Raw genomic sequence first — 21,889 nt, forward strand, 5'->3', positions numbered from 1 at the left:
TTGTTATTCGTTCAATCTGTCAACGACAGGTAACTGTCTCCGTTTTCTTTTTCTCCATTCAGTATAACATCCTGGCCGTCCTTCCGACCAATTACATGGATATCGATTTGCTGATATGCCGGTACATAATCGCCTCGACGATCAACGATATCCACCTTGACAGCTTCTTCGGTCGACACAACCTCCACTTCCAGTTCCAAATAGCTTCCATGCTGATAAGCAAAAGTTTCCCCGTCATCATCATAGAACGTAAAACGGTAATCCTCTCCCTGATCACCGGCATAAATATCCATCCGCACCCTTTTCCATGACTTGTCTTTGTTGGACGTCCAATCTGTCTGCGCCACCGCCGTCCCTTTTTTAATAAACAACGGCAGGTCTTCCAGTTCAGCATGGATCAAATAGGTGTTTTCCCCTTGATACGCCACGCCGCTGGATGCCTCGACCCATTCCCCTTCCGGAAGGTAAACGGCACGGTCCACGACTGACGGAGCGAGAATCGGGGCAATGATCACATTATCGCCGATCATGAATTGATCATTCAGATTGTACGTTTTCTCATCCTCGGGGAATTCCATGAACAATGGCCGCATCACCGGCAATCCCTGACTGCTTGCTTTGGCAAACAGCGAATACAGCTGCGGCATCCAGCGGTACCGCATCTCGATATATTCCTTGATCACTGCTTCATACTTTTCTCCAAAACGCCATGGCTCCTGATACAAAAAACCGATGGCCGAATGGTTACGGAAAAAAGGCGTAAACGCCCCCACCTGTGTCCAACGTGTCAATAGTTCTCCGTTCGAATGGTGTGCAAATCCACCGACATCCGGTCCCGTGAAAGAAATTCCGGACAGTCCAAGGTTCATCACCATCGGCAGGGACATTTGCAGGTGCTCCCAGAAGCTGCGGTTATCTCCCGTCCAGACTGCAGCATAACGCTGAATCCCGGCAAATCCGGCTCTGGTCAGCAGGAATGGACGCTTACCGTCGAGCTGATCTTTCAATCCTTCATAAGTCGCTTTTCCCATCAACATCCCATACAGGTTGTGAAGCTCGCGATGGGTGGCAGGACTTCCATCGTTCCGGTGCATGACCTGTACATCCATCGTTTTCGTTTCATTGAAAACAGCCGGTTCATTCATATCATTCCAGATACCCTCGACACCGATTTCCGTGTAAAAACGATGCTTTTCCCCCCACCATTTCCGGGCTTTTTCTTCGGTGAAGTCGGGAAATGCACTTGTCCCCGGCCAGACATCACCGAAATAAATATCTCCTTCGAGATACTTGCAAAACAAATCACCGGTGACCCCTTCCTGATAAGTCGGGTATTCCGGGTCTTTTTTGACACCGGGATCCACAATCGGCACGACCCTTATCCCCATTTCGCGCAAATCGCGAACAAGTTTTTCCGGATTTGGAAACCGTCCTTCATCAAAAGTGAAAACACGGTACCCGTTCATATAATGAATATCGAGATGCAGCACATCGAGCGGGATATCCCGGTCGATAAAATGTTGAGCAACTTCCCGCACTTCTTCTTCCGTCTGATAGCTGTAACGTGACTGATGGTAACCGATCGCCCATTTCGGAGGCAGCGGCATTCTCCCTGTCAGGTATGTGTATTGCTCCAATACGTGCTTTGGTTCAGGACCTGCCATTACATAATAATCAAGCTGTCCTCCTTCTGCTCGGTAAGCATAACGCTCTGCGAAAGAACGCATATCAAACCAGGAACGGAACGTATTATCAAAAAAGATGCCGTGCGCTTTTCCGTCTCTCAGCGTCATGAAATACGGTATCGACTCGTAGAGCGGGTCTGTTTCCGGATTATGCGGGGCATACACGTCCGTATTCCACATCTCATACATTTCACCGCGTTTATCGAGAAAACCGGCCTTCTCTCCAAATCCGTAAAAGTGATCATTCTCATGCATCTGTTTAAAGACGGCTACCTCACCGTTTTCCTGCCATGCCATCCCTTGTTCCGCTTCCGTTACCAATTCCCTTCCTTGCCGGTCATAAATGCGGATTCGGAAAGGAGTCTTGGAAATCGACAAATGAAGCTCCGTTGTTTTCAATTCATAAACCTCCGCAGTGCCATCCTCCTCGACGTCGACTTTCTTTGCTTCTGCAACTACGGAGCGTGATTGACCCCAACTCGGTTCGCCCTTTGGATTCATGGTGATGCGGACAATGGCTTCCGTATAAAAGCGGATAGCGACCTGTCCGTTTTCACAGATGAAATGAAACGAATCGTTCCCTTTCTCCTGGTATTTCACATTGCCGATGTCGTGATAGACAGCCGTATTCCTCTGCTGCTCCGCACCTGGATGAATCGCAAAACTAGTATCTTCTAACATGTCGTACCTCCTGTTCATCAAGCTGTAAGTATCTATTTTATTGTAACGTTTTCATATGAGATTCAAAGTAAAAGGCGCAACATTCTCAGCCTTTTGTGCCGCCTGCTGTCAATCCGGAAATCAAATAGCGTTGCAAGTATAGATAAACAGCGGCAATCGGCACTGCCACCAGAATCGACCCTGCTGCGAATCTGGTAAAATTGTTGGCGAACTGGTCATTGATAAAGTTGTAGAGTCCCACCGCCAGCGTGTAATTGTCAGCACTGGACAAGACAATCGAAGGCAAGAGAAAATCGAACAACGGCATCATGAAATTGAATAAGGCGACGACAGCCAGTATCGGCTTGGCCAGCGGCAGCATAATGCTCCAAAACACCCGCAAGTGCCCAGCGCCGTCAATCCGTGCGGCTTGATCCAGTTCACGTGGAATCGTATCAAAGTAACCCTTCACCAGCCAGGCATTGAACGGAATTTGTCCTCCTAAGTAGATCAATATCAACCCTGTCAGCGTGTCCAACAGGCCGATCATGTTAAGGAAAATATACAGAGCGACCATCGCCATCATGACCGGAAACATTTGCAGCAGCAAAAAGATGTACAAACCGTTTTTTCTGCCGACAAATTGATAGCGTGAAAATGCATAGGCTACTAGCGAAGTGAAAATAACGCTGCCGACAGCTGTTACACCAGACACAATCAGAGAATTCTTGTACCAGAGCAGGTAGTCACTCTCCGAACTGAACAACCATTTATAATGATCCAAAGAGAAATTTTCCGGAATGATGGAGGATGAGTAAAGGCTGTTACCCTGGTTGAAAGAAATGCCGATCGTCCAAACCAGTGGATAAAATATCGCCACGGCGACAGCCGTCAGTACCAAATACATGGCTGCGACTTCGATTCTTGATTTTTTCTTCTGGTTCATCAAATTTCACCCTCTTCTTTGAATGATCGAGTTTTTCTGAATTGATAAAAAGCGAAACAGGAGACGATCACTCCCATGATGATGGAAATAACTGCAGCCATGCTGTAATTATTGGTATCGAAGGTCAATTTATAAACCCAGGAAATCAGGATGTCGGTCCCGCCGGCATTTTGCCCTCTCACAGGTGGTCCACCTTCATTGAATAAATAAATGATATTGAAATTGTTGAAGTTTTGCGCATACTGCATGATCAGCAAAGGCGCAGTAGCAAACATGACATGCGGCAATGTGATATGACGGAACTTTTGCAGCCTGGAGCCACCATCCACATCCGCCGCTTCATACCAGTCCTTCGAGATACTTTGCAGTACCCCGGTAAACAAAGCGAAAATAAACGGAAATCCCAGCCATGTTTGAATCAGGATAATGGCAATCCGGGCATAAAATGGATCACTAAGCCATGGCAAACCACCGCCTCCAAGCAGCGGAATGATAATGTCTCTGTTGATGGCTCCGAAGTCATCATTGAACATGGCGGAGAAAATCAAGATTGTCACGAAGGCTGGGACAGCCCAAGGTAAAATCAAGACCGTGCGGATCAGTTTTTTAAATTTAATGCGGGGATCATTCACGATCAAGGCGAGAAACAATCCCAAAGCGATTTGCAGTGTAGTCGCGACGACCGTCCAGACAATGGTCCAGGAAAACACACTCAAAAATGTATCCTGCCACAGCGGAACTGTTACCAGGTTGACAAAGTTGTCAAAACCTACCCAGTCTACCAAATTACGTGGCGGCGAATTATATAGATTATAGTTGGTAAAGGCCAAAAGCACAGAGAATAACAAAGGAAAAATAACCACAAAAACCATGAGCAGCAGACCGGGAAAAGTCATCAAATAAGGGAACGCATACTCATAAAACGAGCTGATGGCATCCCGGAACGATGAAGGCTTCCACCCATTCTGTATCTTCCGTGCCTGGTTTCTGGCGTCAAGGACATTGGCAATGTACAAAGCAAGAGCAAAAAACACGCCAATTAAGGAAAGCACGCCAAACACCAACAGCCGGATGGAATGGTCTGTTCCCGGAATCGTACCGAGTGTCCGGAGTCCCCAAAGTCCATAATTGATTGATTGCAACATTGTCGCCAGAAATGCAGCTTCAATGATAAGGAAACAAATCCCCTTTACATAGCGGCGGTTGTACAACTGTCCAAGACCCGCAAACAATATTGATAGACAAACCGCCAGTGCCGGACTATGTTTCTTTTTCTTGCTTCCCCTTGTATCCTTGTTGTCTTCTTGCTGGTAATCAGGCAAGGCCATTTGATTCACCCCTTTTTTAGCTATTTCATAAAGATAATGGGAAGATGCTCCTTCCCATTACCCCTAAAATACTTACTGTCCCGAAGCCTCTATATTTGCCTTGATTTGTTCGACTGCTTCATCCAATACAGGCTGGACATCTTCTCCATCCGCCAAGAACTGCAACGCATTGTTCATGGGTTCCCATACTTGTGACATCTGCGGGGTGCTTGGCATCGGAACGCCATGTTGGATTTGGTCCGCGAACGCAGCATGAATCGGATCTTCAATCGCTTCCAGGGCTTCCGTGTTCGGCGGCAGTTCGCCTGCTATTTCATAGTAATGCTGTAAGCTTTCATTATTCGTTAAAAACAACGCAAGGTCGGTTGCCCAATCTTTATTTTCCGAGTAATAAGAAACCATCCAGGATTTTACACCGACCAACGTTTCTCCCGGCTCTCCGTTAATCGTAGGGAACGGAGCAAAAGCAAGACTGTCACCAAGCGCTTCTCTGTATCCAGGAATGGCCCATGGCCCGTTTATAACGGCACCGACCTTGCCTTCTGTAAACAATCCGTCGATTACGTCGGAGGTCGTGGATGCAGGGATTTTTTCCTGTCCGAAGAATGATTGATAAAGCTCTCCGCCTTCCACAGCACCATCGTTATTCAGGCCGATATCGGATGTATCATATTCACCGGTATCCCCTCCAAAAATATAGGCACCGAAGTTTTTGAAGAACGGATAAGCAAAGTAAAGATCATTCGGTTTCATCAGAAAACCATACTGTTCTTGTTCAGGATTGGTGTGCTCGCTGACCACATTCTGCAAATCTTCTATTGTCTCAGGAGCTTCCGGAATGATATCCGTATTGTAAAAAATACCATACGTTTCAAAGACCATCGGCGCTCCATACCAATCGGTTTGCCCGTCATAATTGTAGGAGACTGCTTCCATCGCAGCTTCGCTGTAACCGCTGATTTGCTCATCCGACAATTCGAGCGGCTCGGCAAGTCCTTGTGCCACGATGTTCCCTATACGGTCATGAGGCTGGAAAAATAAATCAGGCCCTTTTCCTTCCGGCCCGGCAAGTGCCAATTCCTGTTCCTGATCCAGCATCGATTTTGCAACCACGTTGACTTTGATTCCTTCCTGCTCTTCATAATCAGCTGCTATGTCTTCGATTGCTTCCAACTGGGCTTCTTCGTCATTTGCCCAAATCGTCAGCTCTTCCGGTTTTTCAGCGGATGCTTGGTCAGAATCCTCTCCGCCTGCCGGTTCTTCACGCTCTGGCGCACACGCCGCCAGTAAAAAACAAAAACTCAACAGCAGGATGAATTTGATCGACATTCTAAGACTTTTGTTCATTTTCTTCTCCCCTTTTCTTTTGCGCAAACGTTTGCACTAATATGATTACATTCTACACCGCACGTTTCATTTGTGCAACCGTTTTCACTTATTTTTTTAAGTGGGGCCTGACCCCAAAAAAAACACAAATCCATGGGTTGACGAGTTGAAGCGCTTTCTGTATATTGGTAGCAATTGATCGACAATAATCTGAGGGCAATGCCTGGCTCTGGCCACAACCCCGTTTTCCATTTGGAAAACGGGGTTTTTTAAATGGGTGCCAACAGGCCCGCTCTCCCGGGAGGAGTTTAAGGATGATAAAAGAAGCAGTCTATCACCGGCCGAAGGATAACTTCGCCTACATGTATGATCAGGAAACGCTGCACATCTTGCTTCAAACAAAAAAAGATGATATCAACAGTGTCTCCCTCATCCATGGAGACCCATATGATTGGAAGGAGGAAAAATGGCAAACAGACAGTAAACCGATGAAAAAAACCGGCTCCACGGATTTGCATGACTACTGGTTTGCTGCAATCAAACCGCCTTTCCGCCGGCTCCGTTACGGTTTTCACTGTGAATCTGAAGAGGAAGTCTGCTATTTCACCGAGGGTGGATTTTTCCATTCCAAACCAAGTGATATCGCCAATTATTTTTGCTTTCCTTACTTGCATGCCGTGGATTTATTTTCACCGCCAGCCTGGGTGAAGGACACGGTCTGGTATCAAATTTTCCCAGAACGCTTCGCTAATGGCGATGCTGCCCTCAATCCGCCCGGGACGGTGGAATGGGGACGTGCCAAACCGACACCGGAGAACTTCTTCGGTGGAGATTTCCAAGGTGTGATGGATCACTTGGATTATCTGGAGGAACTAGGAATCAACGGTATTTATCTCACCCCTGTTTTCACCGCCTATTCCAATCATAAATATGACACGATCGATTACATGGAGATCGACCCGCAATTTGGCGACAAAGAAACCTTTCGCCGTTTGGTCGATGCTTGTCACAAACGCGGCATCCGGGTCATGCTCGACGCGGTTTTCAATCACAGCGGCTATTATTTCCCGCCGTTTCAGGATGTCATGGAAAATCAGGAACGTTCGCGCTACAAAGATTGGTTCCACCTGCGGGAATTTCCTGTCAAAGCGGACGGCCAACCAAATTACGACACTTTCGGCTTTGTCGGTTCCATGCCGAAACTGAACACAAACAACCCGGAAGTAAAAGACTATTTACTTCGGACAGCTAAATACTGGGTGGAAGAATTCAATATCGACGGCTGGCGGCTCGATGTCGCCAACGAAGTCGACCATAGCTTTTGGAGGGAGTTTCGGAAAACGGTTAAGCGTGTCAAGCCCGATGTATATATATTGGGAGAAATCTGGCATGATTCCATGCCTTGGCTGAGGGGAGACCAATTCGATGCGGTGATGAATTATCCATTCACCAATAGAACGGTGGACTTCTTTGCGAAACAGAAGATCCCTGCATCGAAGTTCGCACAATCAATCACAAAGGTCTTGCATATGTATCCAGCCAACGTCAACGAATCGGCATTCAACCTGCTCGACAGCCATGATACGCCAAGGATAGCGACACTAGCCGACCACGACAAAAATAAAATCAAATTACTTTATTTGTTCCAATTGTCCTTTATTGGTACGCCTTGTCTTTACTATGGGGACGAAATAGGCATGGCCGGGGGAGAAGATCCAGGGTGCCGCGCATGCATGGAGTGGGAAGAAGACAAACAGGACCGGGAGCTGTTCGCCTTTGTCCGTTCCCTGATCGAACTTCGGAAAAACGAGCCGCTTTTCGGCAATCATGCCGACTTCCGCTTTCATGAAACCAGCAATGAAAAGTGTCTGGTTTATGAAAAATCCGGCAAAACCGGCAGGCTGTTATTTGTCCTCAACAATAGCCCCGAAGCTGAACTGCTATCGACTGGAGATTTCGTGGGAACACCTGACTCACGGGAATGGCGACTTTCAGCTGAAGGCATTCTGAAAAAACAGCCGGCAACATTACCTGTCGAAATGGAATTGCCGCCATTTGGCTTTCGTATTTTCGAACAATAAATCACCGGGCTTACCCGCTCGATAGCGGAGATTTAATTAATAAGACAATGTGTTTTTCGTAACGACGAAGGATTACGTTTGTTAGTACACTACACCCAGTCCTAAGAAAGGAATCACTTTAAAAAACGAAGCCGGGACAAAAGCATGTCCACAAAATTCGGTTCTATTCCTCTTGTCTTGAAACTCAGACCGTGAAAACGAAGTGAAGGCAAGATACGGAGACTCCGACGGGAACTGCACGAGCTGAAAGCGAAGTGCCTTGCCGGGGTGGAGAGTAGCACATTTCAAAAGAGAAGGTTAGAAGTCCGATTTTTATTTTGGCCACGATGCTTTTGTCCCGAGCTCGTTTCAGTGTTTTTCCAGGAATGCCAAGCCCAGCCAATATAATGCCGCGTCCTGAAATTTCCGGGGATCAAGACCCGTCAACTGCTCCATTTTTTTCAAACGGTACTGCAAGGTGTTCTTATGAATGAACAACGCATCACTGGCCGACGCAATGCTTTGATCATGTTCGAGGAACACTTTGACAGACTCCACCAGTTGATGCTGCTTTTCATCATGAAAAACAGGGAAAAACCGCTCGACAAAATCTTCTTTTACCGTTTCGGGAATCTGGAAAACAACCGACTCGATACCCAACTCTTGAAATACAACAACGGACTGTTGTTTTTGCCTGGCGAAAAACACCGCTTGTTGTGCCTCTTCGAATGATTTCACTGTGCCATCCATGCCGTGATGCTGTCTGCCCAAACCGCAATAAATTTTGACTTGATTACTGCTCAGACGCCGGAGGCTCTCCTTTACCCGGGAAGGAAAGAAAGCAGGCGCGTTTTGCTTCAACAAAACAAACTGGTTGGATTGCCACATCACCAGGATATCCTGCTCCCCGACACCAAGCATGTCGCCAACTTCTTTCATGATCGAGCGTAAGCGTTCCTGCCTGGTCACTTCTGAATCCTGTTTTCTCTTTACATGGACAAGATCAAACAGTAGAACCTGTCTTGATGTCGACATATCGATGCGCAATGTTTTTGCACGCAGCATAAAATCACGCCGGTCGGTCCATTGTCGTTGCATCCATTCATGCACAAACCGCTCTCTCGCGCTCTTTTCCAGTTCAAGTTCCTGGCTTACATACGCTTCTTTTACCATCACCTCGGTCATTTTGTGAATGATTTTGGCATAGTCGCTGATTTCGTCCGGATGCCCGGTAATACCGATCACGCCAATCAGCGCTCCTTTGAATAAAATCGGCATGTTCATTCCTGCCTTTGCCCCTTGGTGGCTCTGATCTGAATAAATCGGAACCGTCTCCCCTTCCTGAATCGCTTTCAAAGCTCCTTCATGAAAGCTGCCGATCCGCTCTGTATCTTTACTTGCAATGATGACGCCTGTCTCATTCATGATATTGATATTACGTTCAATGATTTTTTCCATTTCCAAAACGATTTGCTGTGCGATTGCTTCAGATAAAAGTGCCATTTGCCATCCCCCGCATGTTGTTTTGAAATACAGCAAGGACTGCCGTCGAGGCAGCCCTTTATTTGCTGGAAGCCATGACAGCTTCCAGCAGTGAATCTTTGATTCCTAAGTCAATTTTTCCATTTGCAGCATCTACCGCTATAATATCGATGGTTTCCCCCTGAAGGTAGCCAATCCAGTATGGTACATACAACAAGGACGTTTCCAGGATATCCACGGTGATGTCTTTGCGCTTCTTTTCGCGGCTGAAAGCCTCCCAGTAAATTTCATCCCGGGCGACCTCCGGAACAGGCACACCGCATGGCAGGAGCAATGTCTGTTCGTTTTCCGCCGGGTCGTATTGAGCTGATTCTGGAAGAATGGCCGTATGGTGACGATATGTTTCCACTGCAACCTTCCCCCGGATCGGATCTTTCATCTGCTTGCTGTGATACTGATAGGTAAAGCACCAGTAAGGAAGATGGACCAACTCAATGGAGGTCAATTGACGTCCCGAGCGGAACAACCGCTGCCATTTGGCAATCAGGTTGTTTTGATGTTGTCTAATCGACCGTACGGCTTCCTCATGCCCAACGGCCTGTTGCAATACATAGCTATCCATGTGCTTTCACCTACATCGTTGTTGTTTGAATGATATATAAAATCAGCAAGGTGACGAAGAAGTAGCCAACCAAAATGTACGGCCATTTTTTCATCGATTTTTCCTCTTCGATTTCTTTTATTTTATCAGCTTCCGACTGACGCCTTTTCAATACTTCCTGCACCGGCTCCGTGTCACCGAATACCAGGCCGGCAAGTTTCTCCTTCACCGGTGCTTTGCCAAACAGGCTGACGGCATATCCAACAGCTACTGCTACGACAGCTCCGACAACATTATTATACAAAAACGAGATATCGGCAAACGTAACCACTGCCCAGACAGCGAGCATTCCGGCAATGACTCCGGCAAATGCTCCGGTACCGTTCGCTCGCCGGAAAAAGATAGCCAGTATGAAAACACCAAGCAGAGCACCATAGAAGTAAGAGCCGATTTCATTCACCACTTCGATGACCGGGCCGAGGTTCCCTGCAAAAAAGGCAAAAACCGTCGCGTATACTCCCCAGAAAATCGTGGCCCAACGGGAAGCTTTTAAGTAATGGCCTTCCGAGGCGTCTTTTTTGAAATATTTTGCGTAAAAGTCACGAATCGACACCGCTGACAGTGAGTTCAAAGCCGAATCAAGGCTCGACATCGCTGCTGCGAAGACGCCGGCAATGATCAACCCGGTGATACCTACGGGAAAGTTGTTGACCACAAACAGCGGGAACAGTTCATTCAAGTTTTCAACTCCGGGGCTGCCAGCCTGCGAGTAGAATGCATACAGCATAATTCCAATAATCAGGAACAGCATCATTTGCGGAAAAATGAACAATCCGCTGACAATCAAAGACATTTTACTTTCCTTGATGGACTTACTCGTCAATACCCGTTGAATCTGGCTTTGATCTGTGCCGAAATAAGCGGCATGCATGAAGAAACCACCGATGACACCGGCCCAAATACTATACTCCACAGACAAGTCGAACCGGAAATCGAGCGACTGCAGCAAACCTGCCTCAGCACCGATATCCATGGCACCGGAAAAACCGTCCGGCATGGTACTGATGATTTTAATGATGGCTAATGCGGCTCCCAGCCACAAGACAAACATTTGAATGACATCTGTCCATATGACAGCGGAAATTCCGCCCAGAACGGTATAGGCAACCGCGATGATCGCCATGATGATAATTGTAACGTTTACATCCCAGCCGGTCACAACGGATAAGACCAACGCAGGGGCATACAAGACCACTCCTGTGGCCAGCCCGCGAGCCACCAGGAATAAACCGGCTGTCAGCGACCTTGTTTTCGCATCGAACCGCCTTTCCAGATATTCATATGCCGTATATACTTCCGTCCGGTAAAAGAACGGCACGATGGTCACCATCAAAAATGCCATGACCAGCGGAACATTGATATAGGTGTTTATCCGTTCCAGTCCGCCGGAATATCCCCAGCCTGGCGCACCGATAAATGTAATCGCACTGGCCTGTGTCGCCATTACCGACAATCCGATTGCCCACCAGGGAATGCTGCGTCCGCCTAAAAAATAGTCCTTCGTGGATTTTTGATTTTTTCCGAAAAATGCACCGAAAAATGCTATCCCCAATACATAAACAATCAAAACGATAAAATCGATCGTTGTAAAGTTATTCATTTTGTTCCCCTCCCAATCTCCCTTTTATCTAGTAAAATCAGCTGCATCGTCCGCTTGGCTGCTTTATATAACAACGCTTTCCCTTCAGCCATTGCGTCCTTCAGCTTCATCGGCTGATCTACAATCGGTACGACAGCCGTGAGCCCTTCCTCGTAGAGCCGGTCGAGACCATCGCCGATCATGCCAGCAAACGCCACAACCGGTATCCCTTTCTTCCTGGCAGTCCGGGCGACACCTACCGGCACTTTGCCGAACAACGACTGCCCGTCCACTTTTCCTTCTCCGGTGAACACAACGTCCGCTCGGTCCAAGTGTTCATCCAGTTTGGTCAATTCGACCATCAGCTCCAGGCCGCTGCGGAATTCGACCGTCAACAACGAATAAAGCAAAAATCCGATTCCGCCAGCAGCACCGCTGCCCGGTTCTTCGGTCATGTTCCGCTTTACTGCTTTGCCTGTTACTTTAGCAAAGGAGGCCATTCCTGCTTCGAAATTTTCAAGATCCTCCTCCGATATGCCTTTTTGCGGGCCGAACACCGCGACAGCTCCGTCTTTGCCGAGCAACGGATTGGTCACATCGGAGGCGACGATAAATTTGACTTGCTTCAGATTAGGGTGGAGGTCGGAGGCGTCTACTTTCCCTATCCGGTCGAGCCGCCCGCCGAGCCGCCCCATTTCACGGCCGTCTTGCCCGTAGACCTTCAGTCCCAATGCCTGGAACAATCCGACACCTGCATCCACGGTTGCACTTCCGCCAAGTCCGAGAATGACTGTTTCCGCCCCTTTTTCCAATGCATCCTTGAGCAGCTGGCCGGTTCCATAGCTGGACGCTTTCCAAGGATCCAGCTCCTCTTCCGTCAGCAACGGCAGTCCGGAAGCAGCAGCCGTCTCAATGACCGCCGTTTTTTCTGATTCCACCCAGCCATAGCTTGCCGCAATCATCCTGCCAAGCGGATCCTCTACCTGGCACGTTACTTTGTCTCCGCCTCTGCTAAGCAGAACGGCATCGACCGTCCCTTCACCACCGTCAGCCATCGGCAACTCTACTACTTCAGCCTGTTCATCCGCTTCCCTGACAGCACGGCTGATCGCTTTGGCTGCATCGATGCTCGTGATGGAACCTTTGAAAGAATCAGGGGCAATTACATACTTCATGTTGATACCCCCTAGGCCTTCAACCAGATAACTTGATACGGCTCGAGGGAAACCGACAGCTTATCCGTTTGGGGGCGATAGGTTTTTCCTGAAATAAGATCGCGTGCTGTTTGGCTGCCACTATCAAGAATCAGGCTTTGCTGATTATCGGATACATTGATCAGGACAAATACTTTTTCTTCTGCATTGTCTTTATTCGTCCGGACGATTGAAAAGACATGGTTGTTCAACTTGAGTACTTGCTGTGGGCTGTTTGGATGGAATGCCCGTTCAGCGGTTCTTATCTTGATCAATTGTTTCAGGTTATCCAGTACCTGGCTGCGTATTGACGATGGATCTGCAAGCTCTTTTTCAAGCTTGCTCCGATTAAGCTTCTCTCGATTGATGGAACGGTAACGTCCAGTCGCCTCGACTCCTTCCTGATCATTCTGCGAACCAAGCATACTGTGAATATAGATGCCGGGAACACCGGTTACAGAAAGCAAAACCGACTGTGCAGCCGCAAACCGCTTCACCTTCTTTTCCAATTCATCATCTGGGTGTGACAATGCATCAAAGTAATTGATGTTCAGCTCATATGGACTTTTGGTTCCGTCCCCATTATCTTTGTAAGAAACATAGCCGCCGTGGGACTGAACCTGGTCGATCATTCCCTCGACTTCCTCATCGGTCAAGATTCCCTCCACAGGACGGACGCCGATCCCGTCATGCGAAGCCAGAAAATTAAAAAAGGTGGTCTCTTCCGTTGTTTCTTCCAGGCTGCTTGCCCAGTCAGCAAGGTGACTCGCATCCCCGGTCAAAAAGGTGTGAAGCGTCAATGGAGGCAGCGGGAACTGGTACACCATGCGCGCTTCGTTATATCCATTTCCAAAATAACTGATATTGTCCTTATGCGGGACATTGGTTTCCGTTATCAAAATCGTATCAGGCGCAATCGTCTCGACGATATGCCGGAACAATTGAATCATTCGATGGGTCTGATCCAAATGGATGCAGCTCGTGCCCATCTCTTTCCATAGAAATCCGATGGCATCGAGACGGATCAACTTGGCTCCCTTGGCGATATAAAATAAAAGCAATTCAATGATCTTCAGAACGAGATCCGGATTTTTATAATTCAGGTCAATCTGATCTTCACTGAACGTTGTCCAAATGTATTTCGGTCCGTTAGCGGTTTCAAATTTCGTCAGCAGCGGCAATGCCCTTGGACGAGTAACCTTGCTGTAATCAGCTTCCGGATCGGCTTCGATAAAGAAATCCTGATATGCAGGATTCCCTTTCAGGTACTCCTGGAACCAATCACTTTTGGCGGAAATATGATTGATAACAGCGTCGAACATCAATTCATAATCGTCTGAAAGGATTTCAACTTCATCCCAACTGCCCAGCTTTGAATCGACCGAAAAGTAATCGATTACAGAAAAGCCATCATCCGAACTGAAAGGATAAAAAGGCAGTACATGGACACCGGACACGGTATCCTTCACATGACCGTTCAGAAATTCGTGGAGACTTTGTAAAGGAGCTTTGCCGTCTTCCTTGATGGTATCGCCATACGTAATCAAAATCGTATCCTTCTCCGATACAAACTCGTGCTTCCTGTTTTGAGTTGGAATAGTCGACTCATACTCATCCAGCAATCGTTGTATATTTGTCAGTAAGTAGGCAGCGTCCTGCTGTTCATAAATGGATTGCAACTTCTCTTCCATAGCGTGAAGCGTTTTCTTGTTTATTTCCATGTTGTTCGCCTCCTCAGCTTTGATTGTTACATTCTATCAAACCGAAAAACCGCTTTCAATGTTACCTGTAACAAAATAATGCTCATAAACAAGTTTTATTTTGTTCATTTGAACATAAAATTTCCAAAAAAATACCGCTCCCTGTTTGCCAGGTGCGGCGATAACGGCCAATCATTTTTTGGAGGACGGATAAGCTTCCTGCAAAAACGTCACGGACTGGATGATCATCTTTTTTAGAACAGCTGGATTGATATCCGCAAGCTTATTGATATAAATACAGCCTTTCCCGGCCTTATGTTTCCCCAGCTCAGGAAGCAGCTTTTCACGATTTGGATCACCGGTTGCCATATACAGGCTGATGCGGGCCTTGCGCGGAGAAAAACCGACGAGCGGAGCATCTCCCTCGTGACCGGAAGCATATTTGTAATGATAGGAGCCAAAACCGATGATACTCGCTCCCCACATTTTTGCCTGATATCCAGTCGTTTCGGTAAAGATGTCCAACAATTGATAGGCATCCTCCCTTTTTTTCGGATGGTCGACCGCTTCGATAAACGCGATGACACTATGCTCGTTCTCTTTCGTCTTCAGCTCGTACACGTTGCTTCCCGCCCTTCTTGACATTTTTTCATTCTCTTATCCCTGAGTATAACAAACAACCAGCTAAAAACCAGGTCATGATCAGCCTTTTATACCCCTATAAATCTTTTAGCGAAAAAACTTCTCCATCAGCTCCAGAAACGCCATAGTGGCAATCAAGTTTGCCGCAGAGGATGTACTTGTTTTCAGTAGAATCATATACATATACCGGTTCCAGCTTCAACAGGTCCTTCATTTTCTCAAATGCCATTTCTTTAGGGATGGTTACAGATTCAGGGGCTTCCCAGGACTCAAACATTTTCCACAAGTCTTGGTTATCGATAAAATTTTCCGGGATTAAACGATCAGCATCGATAAATACAAGCAGCTTTCTACTAAACACCCTCTGACTATGATTATTGGGCTTTAGCGTTGCAACCAGTTTTCCATTTTCACGGTGGACTGTCTTCATGATCCACTTTCCTGAATCATCCGGGTATTCTTGCTGCAGCACTTCTCTTACTGCCTCCTTACATCCAGCTTCTTGCTCACAGGTAATTGGCAATACATCCGGCGATGGCTCCATAGCAAATGCCTGATCCATTGTTATATTTTCCTGCCAGCTCATCTCTAGCGGAGTAAAAGAACTTACTGAATCAACCTGTTTCCCCCAGAAGAGGGGGGTGTCTACTAATACAATAGTCCCGGAGGAAGCGTTCACTTCAAAAGGTATCGCTTTTCGATCGTTTTTCACGTATATTTCTTCCAACGCGTAAACGGAAGTCAGCTTCTCTTGCTCAAAAACCGGAAACTCAACCGACTGCACTTGTTTCTTCGCCAACTCTTCTATGGTGTCAATACTCAGTTGATAGACAGCTTTCTCCACCACTTCCGTCGTCGGAAACTCTCCGGTAATCGAAAAGAAGATTAGTTTTCCTTCATCATCCTGCTTTATTTCTATTTGACCACCGGGAGAAGTGGGCATTCCGTCCACACAGGATTGAAACCGAAATTCTTGACAGGAAGCTTTCTGTGCGGAGAATTGATTACCAAATACCAGCCCGGTTTCTTTCTCCACCCAACTGATGACAGCCTCCCTTGATGAAGGAGAAAAAGCGATGCCGTTTTCCGCAAATGATTTCCCACCGACAAATATGGCACTCGAGAAAACATGTTGATTGATATCCATTTCAATTACTGCCGTCCCCTCTGGATTTAACCCATTTTCGTCGGGCACTTGAGCATGGATTGGAAACCATTCCATGCTCAAGGTATATTTCGTTTGTTTAAACATGTCTACATGGCGATTAAAAGCATGTCTCCCCAAATAGTAGTTGTGCAGACCAAATTTCTTTTTCGTCAAATCCACCAATGCTTTCATTCTATCGTCCATATTCCTCTCCTTCCTTCAACCGCTTATATCCTGGTCAAAGTTGGCATTATATTGATTACTACGAAAACACTCGTGCATTTGTTTCGTCTTAAGACTTCGGAATACCGATATAACTTCATAACCCATGCCAAATAAAGCTGGTAAAGCGTCAGCAAATTTCCTAAGATGAATGAGTGAAAAACAGAAAAAGATAGTCTATTGAAAAGCAAGGGACCTTGTCGGCGTGGAGATTTGCTCTGTATATATGTAAGTACGAAAACCGAACGAGTCGAATTCGTTCGGTTTTTGTTTTGGTCACTATGCTTTTGTCCCTGTTTCACTTCTTTTAAAAATCGTATTCCGCTTCTTTCGCTTCCCGAATCTGGCTGAATGTCTCGGTTAACACAACAGTGTCCTCTGCCAGCCGTCCGATGCGGAACAATACGTCATCATTGACGATTTCTTTGCGGTAAAAATCTTCTTCCTCGATAAACACATACGTTTGCACCATTTGTGCTTTCATATAAGCAAGAATCGGTTTCAATTGCTGCTCGACCATCAAATAATGCTTCGGCGAACCTGCTGTCACCAATATGCTGACGACCTTGTCACGGAACGCATTGACCGGAAGCAGGTCAAAAACATTTTTCAACGTAGCCGGAATCGACGCCTGAAATACAGGAGTACCGATGACAATCGCATCAGCTTCCATGATTGTCTCCGCTACATATTTTGTATCTCCATCGTATTCCATGTAATTCCGCCCATCACTGAACTGGACATCATACTCAGCCAAATCGATTAACGTCACTTCTGTATCCGGATATTTTTCCTGGAGCGCTTGGACGGTATAGTTCATGGCTGTTCTCGTCTTGCTGCCTACCTTTGAACCGGATAATCCGACAATTTTCACTTCCGCTTCCTCCTAATCCTTTGCTGTATATTTTCTGATCGCTGGTAAAATTTCCGTACCGATCAACTTGATATTTTTCTGCAATTTATCAAACGGCATGCCTCCGAAGTCGATTTGGGCAATATACCGCTGATGACCGAACAACTCGTGCTGATACAAAATCTTTTCGATGATTTCCTGCGGACTGCCTATGTTCATGATATTATGCGGATCGACCCCTTGTGCAAAATGCTGCTTTGGAAAGCCCTGTCCGTTTGTTTTCTTCATGCCCTCGTTGATGAATGGGTACATGTCTTTGAGTGCCTGCTGAGAAGATTCAGCTGCATAGAAAAAGCCTGCAGTCGCGACCGGCAGTTCGTCCGTATCGAAACCTCTGCTGCGCGCTGCCTCCCGGTATGCATCGACCGAACGTTTGAACACCGTTGCCGGCCCTCCCAAATGCGCAAGGAACATCGGAACCCCTGCATAACCGGCTTTGATCGCGCTGGCAGGAGAACCGCCCACCGCACGCCAAATCGGCATGGAACCAGATTGCGGACGAGGCAGGACACGCGCATTTTTCAATGGCGCCCGGAACTCTCCGCTCCAGTTGACTGTTTCCTGTTCATTGATTTGCCGCAGCAAATCGAACTTCTCTTCAAACAGTTCTTCATAGTCGCGGATATTATAGCCCAATAAATCAAATAATCCAATCCGGGAGGCTCGGCCGGCGATGATTTCCGCTCTTCCTTTGGAAATCAAGTCGAGGGTGGCAAAGTTTTCGTAAACACGCACCGGATCAGAGGTACTGATAATCGTCGATGAACTGGCTATTTTGATGTTTTCCGTCGCCTGAGCAATTGCCGAAAGCACCACAGCATGTGCCTGGGTCGCGAAATACTCTTGGTGGCTCTCCCCGACACTGAAGAAATCGATTCCTGCCTGGTCGGCCAGTTTTGCGTATTCAATGATTTCATGCAGCCGCTGTTCTGCTGAAATCCTCTCTCCTGTCAATGGGTTCGGCAAATGATCGCCCAATGTATAAATCCCAAATTCCAATCCTTTGTTTTTATCGATTCGATATTTTTCCATGTTCCTTCCACCTTTCAGCAAACTTGACTTCCTGACCGTTTCTTTGTTGCCAGGATAGTTGAGGCTAATGATGAAACAAACTGCTTTTAACAGCTTTCCCCGCCCCCGCTGGCCGCTAGTCCTGCATTCTCGGTCAGCTTCGCCATTTACAATGAGTTTGGCTAATCGTTCCTGTTCACCAACCTATTATTCTTCGGTCATATGCTTGTTTCTTTCTTTTTTATTGACACACACATAGAAAATAAACGGTAATAAAATAATTAACGCTATTACAAAATAACTCACTATTTCCAAAGGAAAGAGAAGTTTATTCAGCAAAAATAAAGATAAAATTATCGTCGAAAATATAAGTCAAACTTTCCAATATCTTTTAAGTAAATAATTATTACCTTCTTTGTTTTGATGTCCGTAAGGTAAAACTCTTCTCTGTCTACAAACCTAATTCCATTCCTTTGTTTTGGATGATAGGAAAAGCTTCCACAAAATTTCCGCCTTTCTTTTTTCCCTGTGCACTGTTATTGTAAAAGATATAAACAAATAATGTAAGTACCCACTTAGAAGTGCTATAGTATACTAAAAGATACCATGAGAAGGTGAACTTCATGACGATCGAACCGGATTTGTGCAAAGTAGAAGATGCGTTGGGCATCCTGGTTGGTAAATGGAAGCCGATTATCCTGCTTCATTTGCTGAAGGACGGCACGAAACGTTTCAGCGATCTTAAACGTAGTGTGCCGGGAATTACGCAAAAAATGCTGACAAAACAGTTGCGTGAACTGGAAGAAGAGGATATTATTAAGCGTGTCGTTTATCCGCAAGTACCGCCGAAAGTGGAATATTCGATCACGGAATACGGCATGAGCTTACAACCGATTCTGGAGGCGATGCATGAATGGGGAACCCGGCATACCCTCCACAAGCAACAGAAAAACAACTACAAAGCTCTTAAAACCGTTTCCTCAGACGAATAATGTTACAATGGCAAGGCTGCTTACGGCAGCCTTTTTGGTGTGCTAGCTCCTACATAGATTGAAATGCTTTCTGTCCATCCGGGCAGGCAAACGAAACATTAATAGAAAAACCTAACGCAAAGGAGAATACAGATGATTACGAAAGTTGGCAGAAATGACCTGTGCCCTTGCGGCAGCGGGAAAAAATATAAAAAATGCTGTATGAAGAAAGACTATGTCGTTCAACTGCAAGAGGTGAAAGAAGAACGGTTTGCCCAGCAAAAGCTCAACATGGTCAACCAGTTGAACGATTTTATCCTGGACAAGCTGTCCATCAATGCTTATCATCCGTTGGAAGCTGAGTTTAAAAAGCGGGCAAACAGCGGACTTGGAGGCAATCAACGGGGATTTTTCAATTTCTGGCTCTATTTCTTCCATCGATATGACAATGGCTTGCGCGGAATTGAATGGTTCCTGGCCGAAAACGAACAGCGGCTTTCCCCAGAAGAAAAACAAATGGCGGAACGTTGGGTGCGGATGAAGCCGAAAATGATTGAAGCAATCGACAGTAACGAGAAAGAGGCTATTTTCCGAGAACAGTTCAGCGGAGAAACATTCAACCTTCCCATCACGAAGGAAAACCTTCCACAAGTTTTTCCTTGGCACGGAACATTGGCGCTGCTTGAGCCTGTCGATGATTCTTACTATTTCAACGGAGTGAGGTCGTTGGTTTCACCCAAGCAATTTTATCACGCAGTAAATTACATCAGGGATTTAAAAACGGAAAACGGTGCTGACCTGGAGCAAGTTTTGCTGGAATACTATCCAGAGATTCTGGGAGCGATGGTGAACGGTCCGGAAACCGAAGAACGCGCCAAACAGGAAAAAGTGACTTACACGTACATGTTCCTGTTGAACGACAAAGACGAAGCGGAGAAGTTTTTGTATAACGATGAGGATTTCGGCATCGATGAATGGGGAGTTACCCATAAGAGACTGACTTGGTTGAGCAACGTCCAGGAATATAGCGACAGCGAAATAAATGGAAAGGTCCATTTGTCGGAAGTGAACGCCACCTTGGAAATCGAAAACAAGTCATTGACCTTCACGACAACCGACCGGGAAACCGTCGACGCCTTCTTGCGAAAAGTGGAAAAGACCAACGGTGCGATTTCTTATGCGGAAAACTTTGAACAGCGCTTCATGCTTCCCGTACAGATAGACAGTAAGCAATTGGCTATTTCCTCTGATGAAGGAGTGCCGGAATATATCGCTTTATACGCCCATCATTCCTTGCATACCGATGTGGATAAGAAAATCCCGGTTTATGACAACCAATCTTTACGGGAACTCGTCTCGGCCGGACAAGTGGAACTTGCCGAACAATGGCTGAAGCAGGCCGAAAATGATATGCATCGAATGGTTCATGAAAGATACGGAGCTGTCGATATCACTCCCGACTTCAATACCGTCAGGAAAGAACTCGGCCTGCCGCTGTCACCATTTGTGACTGGAGGAGAAAACCGTCATACCAGCATCCGACCAGTTTCTCCCGAGCCTCGGGAACACGTGGTGTCCGAAGCCGATATTCCAATTTATGAAAAACTCGGATTCACGGCGGAAACGGTAAATGCATTTTACGTTAAAGACATCGTTGCTTTTTACAAAGAAAAAACAGTTGGAAAATCGGAAGGAACGGAACGTAAATACCGTAACAGTCTGTTTGATATAAGAGAGGCTTTGGAAGCAAGGGAGAAGCAAAGCTGGGAAGCGTGTGATTTGGCATTCTGGCGTGATCTATTATTGGTCGATTTCTTCGCTTTAAATGAAGAAGTCAGCAAGTCGATGATCAAGGATATGGTCACAACGGTAAAAGCGCTGACCAAGTGGCTGGCCAATGAAGGCAAGCTCACAATCGACAAACAGGTTGCCGCTGCCGCGAAAGACTACCAAATGGAAATGCTGGAAATCTATGAAACAGAGTATGAGCATAAATAAAGTGGCCGGGACATAATCATGGCCACAAAAGAAAAAACGAACGGATATGATATATAAATCAAATCCGTTCGTTTTTTAATTTTTGTGTGCCATAGATAGACTTCTTATTATCCTGTTGTTTGATGCGTGCTTCGTATCGCTGCGGCAAGATACTGCGCGTTCCTTCAACTCCCTCAGAAAGCAGCAACCGCTGTTTCGCGGGATTTTCAGCTCCTGCTGTTCCCCTCGGAGTCTCCGAATCTTGCATCCGCTAGTTTTCGTGGTCTGATTTCCGCACGTAATAGACTGCGGCTTCTTATCTTTTTTTATCATGGCATTTCACCAACCACCGAAGCTTCGAATATTTGCATCTACCAAATCGCACC

General features: G+C 46.5%; 16 protein-coding genes. 3 read left to right on the top strand and 13 right to left on the bottom strand.

Annotation, left to right across the window (positions count from 1 at the left end):
* Window positions 1–11 precede the first annotated feature (11 nt).
* The 4 genes from ABVF09_RS13930 to ABVF09_RS13945 all read right to left on the bottom strand — a co-directional run bounded on the left by ABVF09_RS13930 (window position 12) and on the right by ABVF09_RS13945 (window position 5,966).
* Entirely contained in the window at window positions 12–2,366 is a 2,355-nt protein-coding gene (locus tag ABVF09_RS13930; protein WP_371069428.1) for a glycoside hydrolase family 31 protein, read from the bottom strand.
* A gap of 85 nt (window positions 2,367–2,451) precedes the next feature.
* Window positions 2,452–3,291 (bottom strand): sugar ABC transporter permease, encoded by an 840-nt coding sequence (locus ABVF09_RS13935; protein ID WP_026571828.1) that lies wholly within the window; start codon window positions 3,289–3,291, stop codon window positions 2,452–2,454.
* The gene (locus tag ABVF09_RS13940; RefSeq protein ID WP_026772447.1) at window positions 3,291–4,619 is read right to left on the bottom strand and encodes a carbohydrate ABC transporter permease; all 1,329 of its coding nucleotides are present in this window, start codon (window positions 4,617–4,619) and stop codon (window positions 3,291–3,293) included. The genes ABVF09_RS13935 and ABVF09_RS13940 overlap by 1 nt, the downstream gene beginning before the upstream one ends.
* 72 nt (window positions 4,620–4,691) lie before the next feature.
* Window positions 4,692–5,966, bottom strand: a complete 1,275-nt coding sequence (locus ABVF09_RS13945) for a sugar ABC transporter substrate-binding protein (RefSeq protein ID WP_026571826.1) — start codon at window positions 5,964–5,966, stop codon at window positions 4,692–4,694.
* Between the two features lie 293 nt (window positions 5,967–6,259).
* On the opposite strand from ABVF09_RS13945, the gene ABVF09_RS13950 reads away from it, so the two are divergent.
* Complete coding sequence (locus tag ABVF09_RS13950; RefSeq protein WP_371069429.1) at window positions 6,260–8,026, top strand: glycoside hydrolase family 13 protein; 1,767 nt, start codon at window positions 6,260–6,262, stop codon at window positions 8,024–8,026.
* 348 nt (window positions 8,027–8,374) lie between these two features.
* On the opposite strand, the gene ABVF09_RS13955 is transcribed toward ABVF09_RS13950, so the two are convergent.
* The 9 genes from ABVF09_RS13955 to ABVF09_RS13995 form a co-directional block, all read right to left on the bottom strand.
* Entirely contained in the window at window positions 8,375–9,508 is a 1,134-nt protein-coding gene (locus ABVF09_RS13955; protein WP_371069430.1) for a CdaR family transcriptional regulator, read from the bottom strand.
* A gap of 58 nt (window positions 9,509–9,566) precedes the next feature.
* The gene (locus ABVF09_RS13960) at window positions 9,567–10,109 is read right to left on the bottom strand and encodes a hypothetical protein (protein WP_371069431.1); all 543 of its coding nucleotides are present in this window, start codon (window positions 10,107–10,109) and stop codon (window positions 9,567–9,569) included.
* Between the two features lie 10 nt (window positions 10,110–10,119).
* Window positions 10,120–11,748 carry a sodium:solute symporter family protein gene (locus ABVF09_RS13965; protein WP_371069432.1) on the bottom strand — a complete coding sequence of 543 codons (1,629 nt, stop codon included), beginning with the start codon at window positions 11,746–11,748 and terminating at the stop codon, window positions 10,120–10,122.
* On the bottom strand, window positions 11,745–12,902 hold the full coding sequence (locus ABVF09_RS13970; protein WP_237648725.1) for a glycerate kinase: 1,158 nt from the start codon (window positions 12,900–12,902) through the stop codon (window positions 11,745–11,747). Before ABVF09_RS13970 ends, ABVF09_RS13965 begins: the two co-directional genes overlap by 4 nt.
* Before the next feature lie 11 nt (window positions 12,903–12,913).
* The gene (locus ABVF09_RS13975; RefSeq protein WP_371069433.1) at window positions 12,914–14,641 is read right to left on the bottom strand and encodes an alpha-amylase family glycosyl hydrolase; all 1,728 of its coding nucleotides are present in this window, start codon (window positions 14,639–14,641) and stop codon (window positions 12,914–12,916) included.
* A gap of 171 nt (window positions 14,642–14,812) precedes the next feature.
* On the bottom strand, window positions 14,813–15,241 hold the full coding sequence (locus ABVF09_RS13980) for a DUF1801 domain-containing protein (RefSeq protein WP_371069517.1): 429 nt from the start codon (window positions 15,239–15,241) through the stop codon (window positions 14,813–14,815).
* Window positions 15,242–15,338: 97 nt separating this feature from the next.
* Window positions 15,339–16,613: a hypothetical protein gene (locus ABVF09_RS13985; RefSeq protein ID WP_371069434.1), complete on the bottom strand. Its 1,275-nt coding sequence runs from the start codon at window positions 16,611–16,613 to the stop codon at window positions 15,339–15,341.
* 325 nt (window positions 16,614–16,938) lie between these two features.
* Window positions 16,939–17,505 (bottom strand): NADPH-dependent FMN reductase, encoded by a 567-nt coding sequence (locus ABVF09_RS13990; RefSeq protein ID WP_026571817.1) that lies wholly within the window; start codon window positions 17,503–17,505, stop codon window positions 16,939–16,941.
* 12 nt (window positions 17,506–17,517) lie between these two features.
* Window positions 17,518–18,576: an LLM class flavin-dependent oxidoreductase gene (locus ABVF09_RS13995; protein ID WP_371069435.1), complete on the bottom strand. Its 1,059-nt coding sequence runs from the start codon at window positions 18,574–18,576 to the stop codon at window positions 17,518–17,520.
* 602 nt (window positions 18,577–19,178) lie between these two features.
* On the opposite strand from ABVF09_RS13995, the gene ABVF09_RS14000 reads away from it, so the two are divergent.
* The gene (locus tag ABVF09_RS14000) at window positions 19,179–19,547 is read left to right on the top strand and encodes a winged helix-turn-helix transcriptional regulator (protein WP_026571815.1); all 369 of its coding nucleotides are present in this window, start codon (window positions 19,179–19,181) and stop codon (window positions 19,545–19,547) included.
* Window positions 19,548–19,679: 132 nt separating this feature from the next.
* On the top strand, window positions 19,680–21,524 hold the full coding sequence (locus tag ABVF09_RS14005) for a YecA family protein (RefSeq protein WP_371069436.1): 1,845 nt from the start codon (window positions 19,680–19,682) through the stop codon (window positions 21,522–21,524).
* The last annotated feature ends 365 nt before the right edge of the window (window positions 21,525–21,889 follow it).

Source organism: Sediminibacillus sp. JSM 1682029, assembly GCF_041366435.1.
GTDB classification, from domain to species: domain Bacteria; phylum Bacillota; class Bacilli; order Bacillales; family Amphibacillaceae; genus Sediminibacillus; species Sediminibacillus terrae.